General features: G+C 69.4%; 15 protein-coding genes. 1 reads left to right on the top strand and 14 read right to left on the bottom strand.

Translation table 11 applies throughout. The features are described from left to right. Nucleotides 1–4: 4 nt before the first annotated feature. The 14 genes from efp to aspS all read right to left on the bottom strand — a co-directional run bounded on the left by efp (nt 5) and on the right by aspS (nt 15,322). Nucleotides 5–568: an elongation factor P gene (gene efp, locus B9Y70_RS11410; RefSeq protein ID WP_085550386.1), complete on the bottom strand. Its 564-nt coding sequence runs from the start codon at nt 566–568 to the stop codon at nt 5–7. Nucleotides 569–610: 42 nt separating this feature from the next. Further along, nucleotides 611–1,702, bottom strand: coding sequence for an aminopeptidase P family protein (locus B9Y70_RS11405; protein WP_085550385.1), 1,092 nt, complete (start codon nt 1,700–1,702; stop codon nt 611–613). Between the two features lie 40 nt (nt 1,703–1,742). Continuing rightward, entirely contained in the window at nt 1,743–2,174 is a 432-nt protein-coding gene (aroQ, locus tag B9Y70_RS11400) for a type II 3-dehydroquinate dehydratase (protein WP_085550384.1), read from the bottom strand. A gap of 4 nt (nt 2,175–2,178) precedes the next feature. Beyond that, on the bottom strand, nt 2,179–3,252 hold the full coding sequence (gene aroB, locus B9Y70_RS11395) for a 3-dehydroquinate synthase (protein WP_085550383.1): 1,074 nt from the start codon (nt 3,250–3,252) through the stop codon (nt 2,179–2,181). Nucleotides 3,253–3,264: 12 nt separating this feature from the next. Continuing rightward, nucleotides 3,265–3,789, bottom strand: a complete 525-nt coding sequence (locus tag B9Y70_RS11390; protein ID WP_085550382.1) for a shikimate kinase — start codon at nt 3,787–3,789, stop codon at nt 3,265–3,267. Beyond that, the gene (gene aroC / locus B9Y70_RS11385) at nt 3,786–5,000 is read right to left on the bottom strand and encodes a chorismate synthase (protein WP_085550381.1); all 1,215 of its coding nucleotides are present in this window, start codon (nt 4,998–5,000) and stop codon (nt 3,786–3,788) included. The genes B9Y70_RS11390 and aroC overlap by 4 nt, the downstream gene beginning before the upstream one ends. Before the next feature lie 12 nt (nt 5,001–5,012). Then, complete coding sequence (locus B9Y70_RS11380) at nt 5,013–5,429, bottom strand: prepilin peptidase (protein ID WP_085550380.1); 417 nt, start codon at nt 5,427–5,429, stop codon at nt 5,013–5,015. Nucleotides 5,430–5,439: 10 nt separating this feature from the next. After that, nucleotides 5,440–6,282, bottom strand: a complete 843-nt coding sequence (locus B9Y70_RS11375; RefSeq protein ID WP_085550379.1) for a shikimate dehydrogenase — start codon at nt 6,280–6,282, stop codon at nt 5,440–5,442. After that, nucleotides 6,279–7,478 (bottom strand): endolytic transglycosylase MltG, encoded by a 1,200-nt coding sequence (gene mltG, locus B9Y70_RS11370; protein ID WP_240309253.1) that lies wholly within the window; start codon nt 7,476–7,478, stop codon nt 6,279–6,281. The genes B9Y70_RS11375 and mltG overlap by 4 nt, the downstream gene beginning before the upstream one ends. Further along, nucleotides 7,475–7,981: a Holliday junction resolvase RuvX gene (gene ruvX, locus B9Y70_RS11365; RefSeq protein ID WP_085550377.1), complete on the bottom strand. Its 507-nt coding sequence runs from the start codon at nt 7,979–7,981 to the stop codon at nt 7,475–7,477. Before ruvX ends, mltG begins: the two co-directional genes overlap by 4 nt. Before the next feature lie 211 nt (nt 7,982–8,192). Further along, a complete protein-coding gene (gene alaS / locus B9Y70_RS11360; RefSeq protein ID WP_085550376.1) occupies nt 8,193–10,859 on the bottom strand; it encodes an alanine--tRNA ligase in 2,667 nt (888 codons plus the stop codon). Nucleotides 10,860–10,937: 78 nt separating this feature from the next. Then, nucleotides 10,938–12,281 carry a replication-associated recombination protein A gene (locus tag B9Y70_RS11355; protein WP_085550375.1) on the bottom strand — a complete coding sequence of 448 codons (1,344 nt, stop codon included), beginning with the start codon at nt 12,279–12,281 and terminating at the stop codon, nt 10,938–10,940. Further along, nucleotides 12,281–13,507: a phosphotransferase family protein gene (locus tag B9Y70_RS11350; protein WP_085550374.1), complete on the bottom strand. Its 1,227-nt coding sequence runs from the start codon at nt 13,505–13,507 to the stop codon at nt 12,281–12,283. Before B9Y70_RS11350 ends, B9Y70_RS11355 begins: the two co-directional genes overlap by 1 nt. A 3-nt stretch (nt 13,508–13,510) precedes the next feature. Next, nucleotides 13,511–15,322, bottom strand: a complete 1,812-nt coding sequence (gene aspS / locus B9Y70_RS11345) for an aspartate--tRNA ligase (protein WP_085550373.1) — start codon at nt 15,320–15,322, stop codon at nt 13,511–13,513. Between the two features lie 133 nt (nt 15,323–15,455). On the opposite strand from aspS, the gene ypfJ reads away from it, so the two are divergent. Then, nucleotides 15,456–16,331: a KPN_02809 family neutral zinc metallopeptidase gene (gene ypfJ / locus B9Y70_RS11340; protein ID WP_085550372.1), complete on the top strand. Its 876-nt coding sequence runs from the start codon at nt 15,456–15,458 to the stop codon at nt 16,329–16,331. Nucleotides 16,332–16,362 lie beyond the last annotated feature (31 nt).

Raw genomic sequence — 16,362 nt, 5'->3', positions numbered from 1 at the left:
CGCCCTAGTTGTTGACGCGGGAGAGGTACTCGCCGGTGCGGGTGTCCACCTTGACGACGTTGCCGGTCTCCAGGAACAGCGGAACCTGGATCTCGGCGCCGGACTCGAGGGTGGCCGGCTTGGTGCCGCCGGTGGAGCGGTCGCCCTGCAGGCCCGGCTCGGTGTGGGTGATCTCCAGGTCGACGGAGATCGGCAGCTCGGCGAAGAGTGCCTCGCCCTCGTGGAAGGAGACCTGGACGCGCATGTTCTCGAGGAGGAACTGGGCGGCGTCGCCGAACTTCTCCGGGCCGAGCTCGACCTGCTCGTAGTTCTTGTCGTCCATGACGACGTAGGAGGTGCCGTCGTTGTACAGGTAGGTCATGTCACGACGGTCGACGGTGGCGGTCTCCACCTTGACGCCCGCGTTCCAGGTCTTGTCGACGTTCTTACCGGTGACGACGTCCTTGAGCTTGGTGCGCACGAAGGCGGGGCCCTTGCCCGGCTTCACGTGCTGGAACTCGACGATCTGCTGCAGCTTGCCATCGACCTTGAGCACAAGGCCGTTCTTGAAATCGGCGGTGGATGCCACGGGTTGTCTCCCTATAGTGTCCGGTGTTTTGACCTGTTCAGCCTACACCACCCGCAGTTCCTTACTCGCCGGGGTGATGATGCGTGCCGGGCCCTGGGTGATGAGGACCGTGTCCTCGATGCGCACGCCGCCGCGCCCCGGGACGTAGATGCCCGGCTCGATGGTCAGCGTCATGTGCTCGGCGAGGGTGCCCTCCCCGTGCTGGGACGCCCACGGTCCCTCGTGCACCTCGAGGCCGATGCCGTGGCCGGTGGAGTGGACGAAGTAGTCGCCGTAGCCGGCCTCCTCGATGACGGAGCGGGCGGCGGCGTCGACGTCGACGAGCCGGGTGCCCGGGGTGGCGGCCTCGATGCCGGCGAGCTGGGCGCGGAGAACGATGTCGTAGACCTCGCGGGTGAAGTCGTCGGCCTCGCCCATGACGACGGTGCGGGTCATGTCCGAGTTGAAGGCGCGGGCGTGGGCGCCGAAGTCCATGATGACGAGGTCGCCGCGGCGCAGGATGCGGTCGCCGGCGGTGTGGTGCGGCTTGGCGGTGTTGGGGCCGGAGGCGACGATGGTGTCGAAGGAGGGGCGCTCGGCGCCGAGGCGGCGCATGCGGTGCTCGAGGTCGGCGGCGATGTCCCGCTCGGAGCGGCCGACGGCGAGCTCACCGGCGGCGATGAGATCCTCGAAGGCCTGGGAGGCGAGCTCGGCGACCTCGATGAGGCGCAGGCGCTCGGTGTTGTCCTTGGTGAGACGGATCTCCTCGATGACCCCGGTGACGGGGACGAGGGTGACGTCCTCGTTGCAGGCCTCCTCCAGCTTCTCCAGGTCGGCGACGGAGACGTGGGAGGCCTCGTAGCCGACGCGGCGCGGACCCTCGATGCGCTTGAGGAGGGCCTGCGGGGAGGGGCGCTCGATGACGGCCTCGATGTCCGGGACCTCCTCGGCGATCTGCGTGGTGTAGCGGCCGTCGGTGGAGATCTCGGCGGTGAGGTCCTTGGCCAGCACGAGCGCGCCCTGGGAGCCGGAGAAGCCGGAGAGGTAGCGCACGTGGTGGAGGTTGGTCACCAGCATCTCGTCGATACGCATCCCGGCGAGTCGTGCCGAGAGTGCGCGTCGTCGGGTGAGGAATCGGGTGTCCGCGTATGCCATGTGGCCCTCCTGCAGGGGTCGTGGGTGTTTCCCCACCACACTAGCCTCTTGCGAGGGCCTCCATGGCGAGCAGGTAACCGTGTGTGCCCAGCCCGGCGATGACGCCGCGGGCGATCGGCGAGAGGTAGGAGTGGGCGCGGAAGGGCTCGCGGGCGTGCACGTTGGAGATGTGCACCTCGATGAAGCCGGCGCCGTCGGCGACCTCGGCCAGCGCGTCGCGCAGGGCCACCGAAGTGTGGGTGAATCCGCCCGGGTTGATGATGACGGGCCAGCCCTCGTCGGCGGCCTCGTGCACCCAGTCGATGAGCTCGCCCTCGTGGTTGGACTGGCGGCAGATGACGTCGACGCCGAGCTCGCCCGCCCGCTCCGCGATGAGCTTCTCGACGTCCGCGAGCGTCGTCGAACCGTACACCTCCGGCTGGCGCTTGCCCAGGCGGTTGAGGTTGGGTCCGTTGAGGACGAGGATCTGCATGGCCCTACCTTTCCGAGATGGCTGCGTAGGCGGCCTCGAGCTCCGGCATCGTCGGACCCTCGAGGCGGGTGGTCTGGCCGACGCCGGTGAGCGCCACGAAGCGGATGTTGCCGTCGCGGTTCTTCTTGTCGCGGGTCATGGCGGCGTAGAGCTCGTGGAAGTGGCCGGCCGGGTAGGTCGTCGGCAGGCCGATGGCCCGCAGGATCCGCTCGTGGCGGGCGACGAGGTCGGCGTCGATGAGCGAACGGCCGTGGGCGAGGTGGGCGATGAACATCATGCCGACGGCGACGGCGTGGCCGTGGCGCCAACGGTAGTTCTCGCGCAACTCGACGGCGTGGCCGAAGGTGTGGCCGTAGTTGAGGATCTCGCGCAGGCCGGCCTCCTTGAGGTCCTCGCCGACGACGCTCGCCTTGACCTGGACGGAGCGGGCGATGAGCTCGGGCAGGTGGCCGTCGGCACGCAGGCAGGCGACGGGGTCGGACTCGTAGCGCTCGAGGATGACCTCGTCGGCGATGAAACCGGTCTTGATGATCTCGGCGGAGCCGGCGATGAGCTCGTGCATGGGCAGGGTCGCCAGGCGGTCGAGGTCGATGAACACGGCCGAGGGCTCATGGAAGGCGCCGACGAGGTTCTTGCCGGCCTTCGTGTTGATGCCGGTCTTGCCGCCGACGGCCGCGTCGACCATGGCGAGCAGCGTGGTGGGCACCTGGATGACCCGGATGCCGCGCATCCAGGCGGCGGCGACGTAGCCGGCCAGGTCGGTGACGGCACCGCCGCCGAGGCCGATGATGACGTCGCGGCGGCCGAAGGTCTCCTCGCCCAGGCGGTCCCACAGGTCTCCGGCGACGTGGAGGGTCTTGCCGTCCTCGGCGTCGGGCACCTCGACGAGCACGGCCTGCAGACCCCGTTCGATGAGCGCGGTGCCGAGCTTCTCCGCGGGGGCGGTGAGCGTCGGCTGGTGGATGACCATGACCTTGGCGGCGCCGGTGGCGGCTGCGGCGTCGGAGACCTGTGCGTCGAGGTCGTGGTCGATGGTGACCTCGTAGGGCGCGGGTCCGTTGACTGCGATGATCGTCATCTGGGGGTCCTTCTAGAGGGAGTCGAGGAAGCCGAGGATGTCGGCGACGGACTGCTGCGGGGTGCGGCCGTCGGTACGCACGCGGAAGTCGGCGACCTCATGGTAGAACGGCGCGCGGGTCTCCAGCAGGGTGCGGTAGTGCGCGGCCGGGTCGGCGGCGGCGAGGACGGGGCGGGTGGCCTCGTGGGCGGTGCGGCGCACGCCCTCCTCGACGGACACGTCGATCCACACGACGCAGTGCTCGCCGAGCAGCTCGCGGGTGGAGTCGGTGATGACCGCTCCCCCGCCGAGGCTGACGACGCCGCCGGTTCCCAGCGCCGCGGCGACGTGGCGGGCCTCGAGCTCGCGGAAGGCGGGCTCGCCGAGCTCGCTGAAGACGTCACCGCAGGACTTCCCGGTCTCGTCCTCGATGAGCTGGTCGGAGTCGACGAGCGGCAGCGACAGCGCGCGGGCGAGACGACGCCCGATGGTGGACTTGCCGGCCCCGGGCGGGCCGACCAGCACGACCTTGGGGCTGGTGTGGCAGACGTCGGTCACTGCTCCCCCTCGAAGGCCAGACGCTTGTCGACGTACGCGAGGTAGGCCTCGATGTTGCGGCGCGTCTCGGTCACCGAGTCACCGCCGAACTTCTCCAGCACGGCACGGGCCAGGACGAGCGCGACCATGGCCTCGGCGACGACGCCGGCGGCGGGGACGGCGCAGACGTCGGAACGCTGGTGAATGCCGGTGGCGGCGGAGCCGTCGGCCATGTCGACCGTCTTGAGCGCGCGCGGGACGGTGGAGATCGGCTTCATGGCGGCGCGGACGCGGAGGGTCTGACCGTTGGTCATGCCGCCCTCGAGGCCGCCGGCGCGGTTGGTGAGGCGGTCGACGCCGTCCTCGGTGCGGACCATCTCGTCGTGGGCCTCGCTGCCGCGGCGGCGGGCCTCCTCGAAGCCGTCACCGACCTCGACGCCCTTGATGGCCTGGATGCCCATGAGCGCGGCGGCCAGCTGCGCGTCGAGGCGGTCCTCGCCGGAGATGTGGGAGCCCAGGCCGATGGGCAGACCGGAGACGACGACCTCGACGATGCCGCCGAGGGTGTCGCCGGCCTTCTTGGCGGCCTCGATCTCGGCGATCATGGATTCCTCCGCGTCCTTCCCGAAGGAGCGGACCGGCGAGGCGTCGATGGCCGCGAGGTCGGCGAAGGTCGGCTCGGGGCCGGTGTACGGCTCGGAGCGGCCGATGGAGATGACGTGGCTGAGCACCTCGACGCCGAGGGTCTCGCGCAGGAAGTTACGCGCCACGGTGGCGGCGGCGACGCGGGCCGCGGTCTCGCGCGCGGAGGAGCGCTCGAGGATGGGGCGGGCCTCGTCGTGGTCGTACTTGATCATGCCGGCGAAGTCGGCGTGGCCCGGGCGCGGGCGGGTGAGCTTGGCACCGCGACCCGAGGTCATGGCGGCGGCGATCTCCGCGTCCTCCATGTCGACCGGGTCGGCGGACATGATGGTGGTCCACTTCGGCCACTCGGTGTTGCCGATCATGATCGCGATCGGGCTGCCCAGGGTCCGGCCGTGGCGGATGCCGGTGAGCAGGGTCAGCTCGTCGGCCTCGAACTTCATGCGCGCGCCGCGGCCGTAGCCGAGCCGGCGGCGGGCCAGCTGCTCGGCGATCTCTTCCCGGGTCACGGAGACACCGGCGGGCATGTGTTCAACCAGGGCAACCAGTGCCTGACCGTGGGATTCCCCCGCTGTAGTCCATCGAAGCATGCGGACAGTATCTCATGCGCCGCAACTCACTCCGGCGATGACTCCCGGAAGCACCGCGATAATCACCCCCACCAGCATCGACGGTCCGTGTGGCACCGGCCCCCGGCACAGCAGTCCCCGCACCGCGGTCACCGCCCCGGCGACCGCGACGGCCAGCAGCACCGCGCCGATCCCACCGGCGGCGGCCGCGACGATCCCCAGTGGGACGGCCAGTTTCACGTCTCCCCCGCCGATGCCGCGCCCCACGAGATAGAGACCGGCCCAGGCGACACCCCCGAGCACGACGGGCGGGTCGGAGAGCAGCGCACCCGCCACCGCCCCCGCGAGGGCGGGCAGGGTGAGGGAATCGGGGATGCGGCGCGAGCGTTCGTCGACAAGCACGACCGCCACGCACCACACGACCAGGACTATCAGGGCTCCCCCGAGCATGCCCCGGAGCCTAGTGCAGCGACGCCTCCAGCGCGCGACGCATGGCGGCGCGTGGCGCGGGGCGGCCGGTGAACTGCTCGAACTGGCCGTAGGCCTGGTGAGCGAGCATGATGTGGCCACCGACGGTGAGGTAGCCGTTGGCGGCGGCCGCGACGGTGAGCGGGGTGGGCCAGGGCTCGTAAATGACGTCGAGGATCGGGGCGTGGCCCAGGTCCTGCTCATGGCCCTCGACGGCCGCGGACGGCACCGTCGACACAATGACCTCCGCCTCGCGGGAAGCCTGGCGCAGGTCGGAGTCGAAACCGGCGAAACGGAAGGAGACGCCGAAGGGCTCGAGCAGCGGGCCGAGCTCGGCGCTGCGGTCGGAACGGTTGATGACGGTGATGTCGCTGATCCCCGCCTGGGCCAGCGCCCACAGGGCAGGACGCGCAGTACCGCCGCCGCCGATGACGAGAGCGCGGCGGGTCTCCGGCAGCGCCTCCCCGAGCAGCTCACCCAGCGCCCCGGTGATGCCGTCGCAGTCGGTGTTGTCGGCGCGCCAACCGGCGTCGGTACGCACGAGGGTGTTGGCGGACCCGATCTGCCGGGCCCGGTCGGTGACCTCGGTGGCGAACTCCAGCGCCGCGAACTTCGCGGGCATGGTCACCGAGAAGCCGCGGAAGGACTCGTCCGCCTCCCCGACGATGCGCGGCAGATCCTCCGCCGTGCACTCGATGCGGGTGTAGTCCCAGTCAGACATACCCAGATCCTCGTAGCCCGCGTTATGCAGGATCGGGGACCGCGAGTGCTTGATCGGGGACCCGAGCACCGCCGCGCGGTGACGGACCACACCGGCCTCCAGCGGGTGGCTCATCGGTTCGTGTCCAAAACGCCGGACTCGAGGGCTGTCTGCACGTCGGCGAGGTGCTCCTCGAAGCTGTCGTTGAAGACGGTGGTGCCGTCCTGGTCCACGGTGACGAAGAACAGCCAGTTGCCCTCCGCCGGGTTCTCCATCGCAGTGATGGCCTCGACGGAGGCGGCGGCGATCGGGGTCTCCGGCAGGCCGTCCTTGGCGTAGGTGTTCCACGGGGTGACCTGAGCGCGGTCCTCGTCGGTGGTGGCCACCTCGACGTCCTCCAGGCCGTAGTTGACGGTGGAGTCGAACTCGAGGCGCATCGGCTCCTCGAGGCGGTTGAGGATGACGCGGGCAACCTTGTCGAAGTCACCGGCCGGGGCCTCGCGCTCCACCAGGGAGGCGGCGGTGAGCAGCTCGTACGGGGTGAGGTCGAGGGCGCGGGCGCGGTCGACGATGCCGGTGTCGTTGAACTGCTGCGCGGAGCGGGTGAGCAGGTCGGTGAGGATCTCCTGGGCGTCCATCTCCGGGTTGACCACGTACTGGCCCGGGGCAATGAGTCCCTCGAGGCGCTTCGGGTCCTCGCCGCGGGCGGCGACTGCATCGCGCGCCCACTCGGGGACACCGAGGGTGGCCAGGTCGGCGGTGGCGCCGACGTTCTGCAGATCCTCGGCGGCGATGCAGTTCTCCGAGCCCTCGGTGCAGGTCACCCGCGAGATCTGCGAGTAGATGCCGGGGCGGGAGTTGCCGCCGACGACGTTGACGTCGAGAAGCGTGGAACCGCCGTGGATGTCGAGCAGCTCGACCCGGTTGGCGGGGTCGATGAGCGCCTGCACTGCGGCGGCGGCGGACATCTCACCCTGCAGGCGGTAGAAACCGGGCTGGATGCTGCCGGCGTCGGGGTTGTTGGCGGCGGCGGTCTGGAAGGCGGAGTCGGTCTTGACGATGCCGCGCTCCTCCAGCTCCGGGCCCAGCTGCGACACGGACGAGCCCTCCGGGATCTCGACGAGCTGGTGCACGCCGTTACCGCTGCCCTGGTAGTCGCGGTCGGCCACGGTCTCCCCTCCCCCGGAGATCTGCACCCCGATGTAGATGACGGCGCCGATGAGCAGAATGAGCGACGCGACGAGGACCGCCAGGCCCCGCTGACGCCGCTTCACGAACTTCTGGTCCATGCGTCGGCCCCCGGGGCCACGCTGCGGAGTGGATGTGGTCATGGGTGCTCCTGAGTGTAGGCGGCCCGTGCGTCGAGCCAGGACTGGAGGATCTCCACTGCGGCGGCCTGATCGATGACCTTGCGGCCGGCCTTCTCGCTCACCCCGGAGGCACGCAGCGCGGCGGTGGCGGCGACCGTGGTCAACCGCTCATCGGCCATCCGCACGGGGATGCTGCGCCCGGAGTTGGTCAACCGCCGGTTGAGGCGGAACGCGATCTCCTTCGCGTGCTTCACGCTCGTCGAGCCGTGACCCTTGAGCGTGCGCGGCAGGCCGACGACGATCTCGACGGCGTCATACTCGTCGATGATCTCCAGAAGCCGGTCGATGTCCCCCTTGTCGCGGTCCTTGAGACCGGTTTCGCGGGCGACGGTCTCCACCGGGGTCGCCAGGACGGCGTTCCGGTCGGACACGGCGACCCCGATGCGGACGGTGCCGACATCGAGTCCGATACGGCGTCCCTGGCCGGGATCGTCCGCACCGGGTGTGTCCGGGGTGACGTTCATGGCTGGCTGGCGACCTTTCTTAAGGATTTAGTCAGTGGTGCGCCTTAAAGGTATCCGCGATCACAACGTTGTCACAACATAGACCTCGGCGTGTCTTCCTCAGGCATATCCCCCGAGGCATATCACCCCAGGTATAGGTCGAGTGGCCCCGCCCGGCTGGAGTGGGGCCACTCGACCTATATATCCCGAGATATACCTACAGAGATATGCCTTAGAGCGCGGCGAGCTCCTCGCGCACGGCGTGGAAGCCGGCGTCGAGACCGGACGGGTTCGCGCCTGAGCCCTGTGCCATGTCGGGCTTGCCGCCACCGCGGCCGTCGACGTAGCCGGAGAGCAGCTTGACCAGGTCGCCGGACTTCACACCCAGCTCGATGGCCTCCCTGGTGGCGCCCACGATGAACGGCAGCTTCTCCCCGTCCGCGGACGCGAGGACCACGACGCCGGGCTTGCCGGCCAGGCGTCCCCGCAGGTCGGTGGCCACGGTACGCAGGTCCCCGCCGGAGATGCCGTCGGGCAGGCGGTGGGTGAGCACGGTGATCTTCCCGGCCTCGACGGCCTGGTCGAGCAGCGCGCCCGTCTGGGAGGCCAGCTGCTGGCGGTGCAGGTTGGCGATCTCCTTCTCCGCAGCCTTGAGCTTCTCGGTGAGCGTGGCGATGCGCTCCGGCAGCTCCTCGGTCGGGGACTTCAGCGACGCGGCCAGGCCGGAGGCGAGGGCGGCCTCCTTCGACAGGTGGCGGAAGGAGTCGAGACCGGAGTAGGCCTCGATGCGGCGGGCACCGGAGCCGACGGAGGACTCACCCAGGACGGCGACGGGGCCGATCTGGGAGGTGTGCTCGGTGTGGGTGCCGCCGCACAGCTCGACGGAGAAGGGGCCGCCGATCTCGACGACGCGGACGTCGTGACCGTAGTTCTCGCCGAACAGGGCCATGGCGCCCATCTTCTTCGCCTCGTCGAGGGTGGTCTCGATGGTGTTGACGGCGAAGTCGGCGTCGACCGCCTGGTTGGTGATGGTCGAGATCTCCGCCAGCTGCTCGGGGGTGAGCTGCTCGGTGTAGTTGAAGTCGAAACGCAGGTAGCCGGGGCGGTTGAGGGAGCCGGCCTGGACGGCGGTGGGGCCGAGCACCTCGCGCAGGGCGGCGTGGATGAGGTGGGTGCCGGTGTGCGCCTGGCGGGCACCGTGGCGCCAGGCGTCGTCGACCTCGGCGCGGACGGCCTGGCCGAGGTCGATGCCGCCGGCGGTGACCTTCGCCTTGTGCACCCACAACTTCTTGCCGATCTTCTGCACATCGGTGACCTCGAGGATCGTGCCCTCGGCGACGAGGCGGCCGCGGTCGGCGGTCTGGCCGCCGGACTCGGCGTAGAGCGGGGAGACGTCGAGGATGACCTCGACGTCGTCGCCCTCGGTGGCGTGGGTGACGGACTGGCCGTCGATGACGAGGCCGAGGACCTTGGCGTCGGCGGTGAGCTCGGAGAAGCCGACGAACTCGGTGGGGTTGTTGTCCACCCACTCGCGGTAGACGGAGACGTCGGCGTGGCCGTGCTTCTTGGCCAGGTTGTCGGCCTTGGCGCGGGCCCGCTGCTCGCTCATGGCGGCCTCGAAGCCGGCGACGTCGACCTCGAGCCCGGCCTCGGCGGCCATCTCGAGGGTGAGGTCGATGGGGAAACCGTAGGTGTCGTGGAGGGTGAAGGCGTCCTCGCCGGAGAACTGGGTGATGCCCTGCTCCTTGATGGACGCGGCGGCCTCGTCGAAGCGGTGGGTGCCGGACTCGAGGGTCTTGAGGAACGCGCGCTCCTCCGTCACGGCGGTACGGACGATGCGCTCGCGGTTCTCGGTGATCTCCGGGTAGGACGGCGTCATGGTGTCCATGATGACGTTCATGAAACGCTCCATGGTCTCGCCGGTGGCGCCGAGGAGGCGGGCGGAGCGGATGATGCGGCGCAGCAGGCGGCGCAGGATGTAGCCTCGGCCCTCGTTGGAGGGGGTGACGCCGTCGAGGATGAGCATCATGCCGGTGCGGGAGTGGTCGGCGATGACGCGGAAGCGAATGGCGTCCTGGCCGTCGCCTTCGTACTTCGCACCGGTGATCTCCTCCGCGGCGTCGATGACGGGGCGCAGCAGGTCGGTCTCGTAGACGTTGTCGACGCCCTGCAGGAGGCAGGCGACGCGCTCGACGCCCATGCCGGTGTCGATGTTCTTCTTCGGCAGGTCGCCGAGGATCTCGAAGGAGTCCTTGCCGGTGCCCTGGCCGCGCTCCTTCTCCATGAAGACCAGGTTCCAGATCTCCAGGTAGCGGGTGTCGTCGACGGCCGGGCCACCCTCGGCGCCGTGCTCGGGGCCGCGGTCGAAGTAGATCTCGGAGCAGGGGCCGCAGGGTCCGGGCACGCCCATGTGCCAGTAGTTGTCGGCCATGCCCAGGCGCTGGATGCGCTCGGCCGGGACGCCGATGACGTTCTCCCAGATGCCGGCGGCCTCATCGTCGTCGAGGTAGACGGTCACCCACAGGCGCTCCGGGTCGAGGCCGTAACCGCCCTCGGACACCGGGTTGGTCAGCAGCGCCCAGGCGTGCTTGATCGCACCCTCCTTGAAGTACTGACCGAAGGAGAAGTTGCCGGCCATCTGGAAGAAGGTGTTGTGGCGGGTGGTGATGCCCACCTCGTCGATGTCGAGCGTGCGCACGCACTTCTGGATCGAGGTGGCGGTACCGTTGGCGAACGGCGGGTTCTGCTCGCCCAGGAAGTAGGGCTTGAACGGCACCATGCCCGCGTTGACGAAGAGCAGGTCCGGGTCCTCGAGGATCAGCGACGCGCTCGGCACGGCCTCGTGGCCGGCGTCGACGAAGTGCTGGGTGAAACGCTCCCGGATCTCATGGGTCTGCACGCGGGGTGTCCTTTCCTAGGGCAGCTGCATTGACAGCGTCCTACTCTACCCTTAGCCCCGCGAGGCGATGCAGCGGGACTACCTCCCCCGCACGATCCTACGCAGCCGTCCGATGTAGTCGGCGATGCGCTTCTCGGCACCGTGTTCCTTCGGGCGGTAGTAGACGGCGTCGGCAAGTTCCTCCGGCAGGTACTGCTGGCTGACGACGCCGCGCGGATCGTCGTGCGGGTAGACGTACCCGACGGCGTGGCCGAGTTTCTTCGCACCCTCGTAGTGGCCGTCGCGCAGGTGCGCCGGCACGTGCCCGATCCTCCCGCCGCGGATGTCGGCCTGCGCGGCGTTGATGGCCTCGTACACGGCGTTGGACTTCGGGGCGGTCGCCAGGTGCACCGTCGCCTGCGCCAGGGTGAGCCGCGCCTCGGGCAGGCCGATGAGCTGCACGGCCTGGGCGGCGGCGACGGCGGTCTGCAGGGCGGTGGGATCGGCCATGGCGATCTCCTCGCTCGCCGCGATGACCAGGCGGCGGGCGATGAAGCGCGGGTCCTCCCCCGCCTCGATCATGCGCGCCAGGTAGTGCAGCGCGGCGTCGACATCCGAGCCCCGGATCGACTTGATGAACGCGCTGACCACGTCATAATGCTGATCCCCGTCCCGGTCGTAGCGCACGACGGCCCGGTTGACGTTGTTCCGGATGACATCGATGCTTATCGACGCCCCGTCGGCCACCGCCTCCGCCGCCGCCTCCAGGTAGGTCAGCGCCCTGCGGGCGTCGCCTCCGGCGAGGAGGACGAGCTGGTCGAGGGCGTCGTCGTCGATGAGCACGCGGCCCGCGAGCCCGAGCTCGTCGGTGAGTGCCCGGGTGAGGACGTCGCGGACGGCGGCGTCGTCCAGCGGTTTGAGCTGCAGCAGCAGCGAGCGCGAGAGCAGCGGCGCCACGACGGAGAAGGACGGGTTCTCCGTCGTCGCGGCGACGAGGAGAACGGTGCGGTTCTCCACCGCGGCGAGCAGCGCGTCCTGCTGCGTCTTGGAGAAGCGGTGGACCTCGTCGATGAACAGGACGGTGCGCTGACCGTGGATGAGGTCACGCCGCGCCCGGTCGATGACCTCACGGACCTGCTTGACGCCCGAATTGAGCGCCGAGAGACCGACGAAGTTCTGGCTCGTCGCGGAGGAGATGAGCGAGGCGATCGTCGTCTTGCCCGTGCCCGGCGGGCCGTAGAGGATCACCGACGCCTCGCCCGAGCCCTCGATGAGTCGGCGCAGCGGGCGACCCGGGCCGAGCAGATGCTCCTGCCCGGCGACCTCGTCGAGGGTGCGGGGACGCATGCGCGCCGCCAGTGGGGCGTGATCACCCGCGCGGAAGAAGTCGGACCCGTGGCTGTCGTCGACGGGGCCGTCGTCGAAAAGCGCGTCCTGGGCCATTAACGCAGGCCCGGCTCCGCCACCCGGTCCGCGATGCCCTGGCTGAACGCGGCGATGACCCCGTACGAGGGATCCGTGCCGCGGGCGGCGTAGCGGGCGAGGGCCTCGAAGGTCTCGAAGATGTCCCGGCGCACCACCAGCTCCTCCGGGGAGAACGGCCCGTGGGAGGCCGGACGCAGCAGGTCGGCGACCCCGTCCATGGAGGACGGATCCACCGGCTCATCCTCGGCCTCCGCCTCGTGCAGCACAGCGACGGCCGCGGACATGGAACCGAAGTGCAGCAGCGAGACACTGGACAACGCCCAGCCGAGTAGCGCCGCCATCACCCGCGAGTGCAGGTGCGCCTCATTGTTGACGTTCGGCCACAGGGTGTTGACCTCGTGGGCCCACGCCTCCATGAACACATCCGCCTCGTCGTCCGAGATCGGGTGGCTGAACAGGAACTGCGGGAAGCCCGCGATGACACACGCCAGGTCGAAGGACACGTCGCGGAAACCCGCCCACTCGTAGTCGAGGAAGTGGGTCTTCTCCGCCACGATGATGTTGTCCGGCGACAGATCGAACGGGGTGAACGCCCGGTGGTGGGCGGACAGCAGACGGTTGCGGCCGTCGGCGGCGAACTCACTCACCAGCTCCGGGATCTCGATGCCTGCGTTACGCAGCAGCTCCTCGCCCAGCTGGATCGCCTGAATGAGCGCGGCGTCACGCAGCTCCTGGATCTGGCCGGACTCCGGGTGCTGACGCAGCATCCGGGAGAACAGGATGTTGAAGTCCTGCTCCCGCTGCGCGGTGCCGGCGTGCATGCGCCCCAGGGCGGACCCCAGGTTACGCAGGATGGACACCCGACGCTCGGGGTCCTGCAGCTCCAGCAGATCGGCGAACGTGTCGCCGTCACCGGAGTCGGTGAGCACCATGATCCGCTGCGCCACGTCGTACGCCAGCATCACCGGGCCCGGGCGGACCTCCTCCGACAGGGAGGTGGTGAACTGGTACGAGACGATCTCGCGGACCAGGGCGGCGTCGTCGAGCGTGTCCCCCGTCTCGGGGACGAACTTGAGGATCACCGAGCGCTGCTGCAGGAACGGCGACGACGCGACACGCGCGCGGAGTACCACCGCGCTACCGGACCCGCTCAGCTGGGTGACCTCGGAGAGCTGCTGGCTCCCTCCGAAGCGCTTGGAGAGCAGATCCTCTGCGATGTCGACGATGTCGGCGTGGTTGAGCATTACTTAGGCCTTCTGCTCCTTGGCTGCGGGGGTGGCGGGCTTGGCCGGCTTGGCGTCGATGCCCGCCTCCTTGCGCTGCTGGGCGGTGATCGGTGCGGGGGCGTCGGTCAGCGGATCGACGCCGCCACCGGACTTCGGGAACGCGATGACGTCGCGGATGGAGTCGAAACCGCCGAGCAGGGACACGATACGGTCCCAGCCGAAGGCGATGCCACCGTGCGGCGGGGCGCCGAAGGCGAAGGCGTCGAGGAGGAAGCCGAACTTCTCCTGCGCCTCCTCCGGGGCGATGCCCATGACGTCGAAGACACGCTCCTGCACGTCACGCTCGTGGATACGGATGGAACCGCCGCCGATCTCGTTGCCGTTGCAGACGATGTCGTAGGCGTACGCGGTGGCCTCACCCGGGGTCTGGTCGAAGGTGTCCTTCCACTCCGGCTTCGGGGAGGTGAAGGCATGGTGGACGGCGGTCCAGGCGGAGGAGCCCAGGGCCACGTCGCCGGAGGCGGTGGCGTCGGCGGCCGGCTCGAACAGCGGGGCGTCGACGACCCAGGTGAAGGCCCAGTCGCCTTCCTTGATCAGGCCCAGCTTGTTGGCGATCTCCCCGCGGGCGGCACCGAGCAGCGCACGGGAGGACTTCGCGTCACCGGCGGCGAAGAAGATGGCGTCGCCCGGCTTCGCGCCGACGTGCTCGGCGATGCCGGCCCGCTCGGCGTCGGTGATGTTCTTGGCGACGGGGCCACCCAGCTCGCCGTCCTCACCCACGAGGATGTACGCGAGACCCTTGGCACCGCGCTGCTTGGCCCACTCCTGCCAGGCGTCGAGCTGACGACGCGGCTGGGAGGCACCACCCTCCATGACGACGGCACCGACGTAGTCGTTCTTGAACACCCGGAAGGTGGTGTCGGCGAAGAACTCGGTGCACTCGGTGATCTCGATATCGAAACGCAGGTCCGGCTTGTCGGAGCCGAAGCGACGCATGGCCTCGGCGTAGGTGATGCGCGGCAGCGGGGTCGGCACGTCGTAGCCGATGAGCTTCCACAGCTCGACGAGGATCTCCTCGGCCAGGGCGATGACGTCATCCTGGTCGACGAAGCTCATCTCGACGTCCAGCTGGGTGAACTCCGGCTGCCGGTCCGCGCGGAAATCCTCGTCGCGGTAGCAGCGCGCGATCTGGTAGTAGCGCTCCATGCCGGCGACCATGAGCAGCTGCTTGAACAGCTGCGGGGACTGCGGCAGAGCGTAGAAGGAGCCCGGCTTCAGACGTGCCGGCACCAGGAAGTCACGCGCGCCCTCCGGGGTGGAGCGAGTGAGCGTCGGGGTCTCGATCTCCGTGAAGTCGTGGGTGTCCAGCACGCGGCGGGCAGCCTGGTTGGCCTGGGAACGCAGACGCAGGGCCTTCGCCTGACGCTCGCGGCGCAGGTCCAGGTAGCGGTACTTCAGGCGGGTCTCCTCGCCGACCTCGCCGCCCTGGGAGGCGTCGTCGATCTGGAACGGCAGCGCGGCGGCCTTGTTGAGGACGGTGAGCTCGGTGACGTTGAGCTCGATGTCGCCCGACGCCAGGTTCGGGTTCTCCGACCCCTCCGGGCGCGGCTCGACGACGCCGGTGACCTGGATGCAGTACTCGGAACGCAGGTCGTGGGCGCGCTCGGCGACCTCGGACTCACGGAACACCACCTGCGCCAGACCGGAGCGGTCGCGCAGGTCGATGAAGATGACGCCGCCATGATCGCGACGACGGGCCACCCAGCCCGTCAGGGTCACGGTCTGGCCAGCGGTTTCTTTGCGGAGGTCGCCCGCGAGGTGAGTGCGCAGCACGTTCGTTCTACGTCCTTCCAGGAATTGGCAAAAGGTGGGAGGTCAGTCTTGTTCTCCGGTGGAGTCTACCCCGCCGGAAAACTCATCGTTTCACTCCCCCACCTGCATGTGTGATCTATGGCATTATCAACACATGACATTCCGTAAAGACGCCAACTACACGGGCGGTCGCCGCGCCCGCACCGGCGGCGGCGGCCGAGGCGGCACCATCGCCGCCGGCGGCGGCCTCGGTTCCCTCCTCCTCATCGGTCTGTTCCTCCTCTTCGGCGGCAACCCCAGCGACCTCGGCCAGATCACCGGCGGCGGGCAGGGTGAAGCCACCGGCTCCCTCGAGCACTGCGAGACCCTCGAGGACGCCAACGAGTACACCGACTGCCGCGTCGAGGCCGCCGCGGTCTCCGTCGACCAGATGTGGCAGACCATGCTGCCCGAGCAGGCCGGCATCGAGTACACCGAGCCGCTCCTCGTGGTCTTCCAGAACACCGTCCAGTCAGGCTGCGGCATGGCCTCCGCCCAGACCGGCCCCTTCTACTGCCCCGCTGACCAGGGCGCCTACTTCGACGTGTCTTTCTTCGAGCAGCTCGAGCAGCTCGGCGGCACCAACGCCCCGCTGGCGCAGATGTACATCGTCGCCCACGAGTTCGCCCACCACGTCCAGCAGCTCGAGGGCACGCTGTCCATGTCGAACTACAACGACCCGGGCGCGGATTCCGACGCCGTGAAGGTCGAGCTCCAGGCCGACTGCTACGCCGGCATCTGGATCGCCCACGCTGACAAGGGCGATAACGCCCTCCTCGAACCCATCACCGAGGAGCAGGTGCAGGGCGCCATCGACACCGCCCGCGCCGTCGGAGACGACAACATCCAGCGCCGTACCGGCGGCGAGGTCCGCCCCGACCTGTGGACGCACGGTTCCTCCGAGCAGCGCCAGAACGCCCTGCTCACGGGCTACCGCGAGGGCAACATGGCCGCCTGCGACACCCTCGGCGTCCGCGAGTACAACGTCTAGCACGCTTCTCGACGCCCCCGCCGCGGAACTC

It is taken from the genome of Corynebacterium pollutisoli (assembly GCF_900177745.1).
Lineage (GTDB): Bacteria > Actinomycetota > Actinomycetes > Mycobacteriales > Mycobacteriaceae > Corynebacterium > Corynebacterium pollutisoli.
This window is presented reverse-complemented; position numbering and strand designations above follow the sequence as displayed.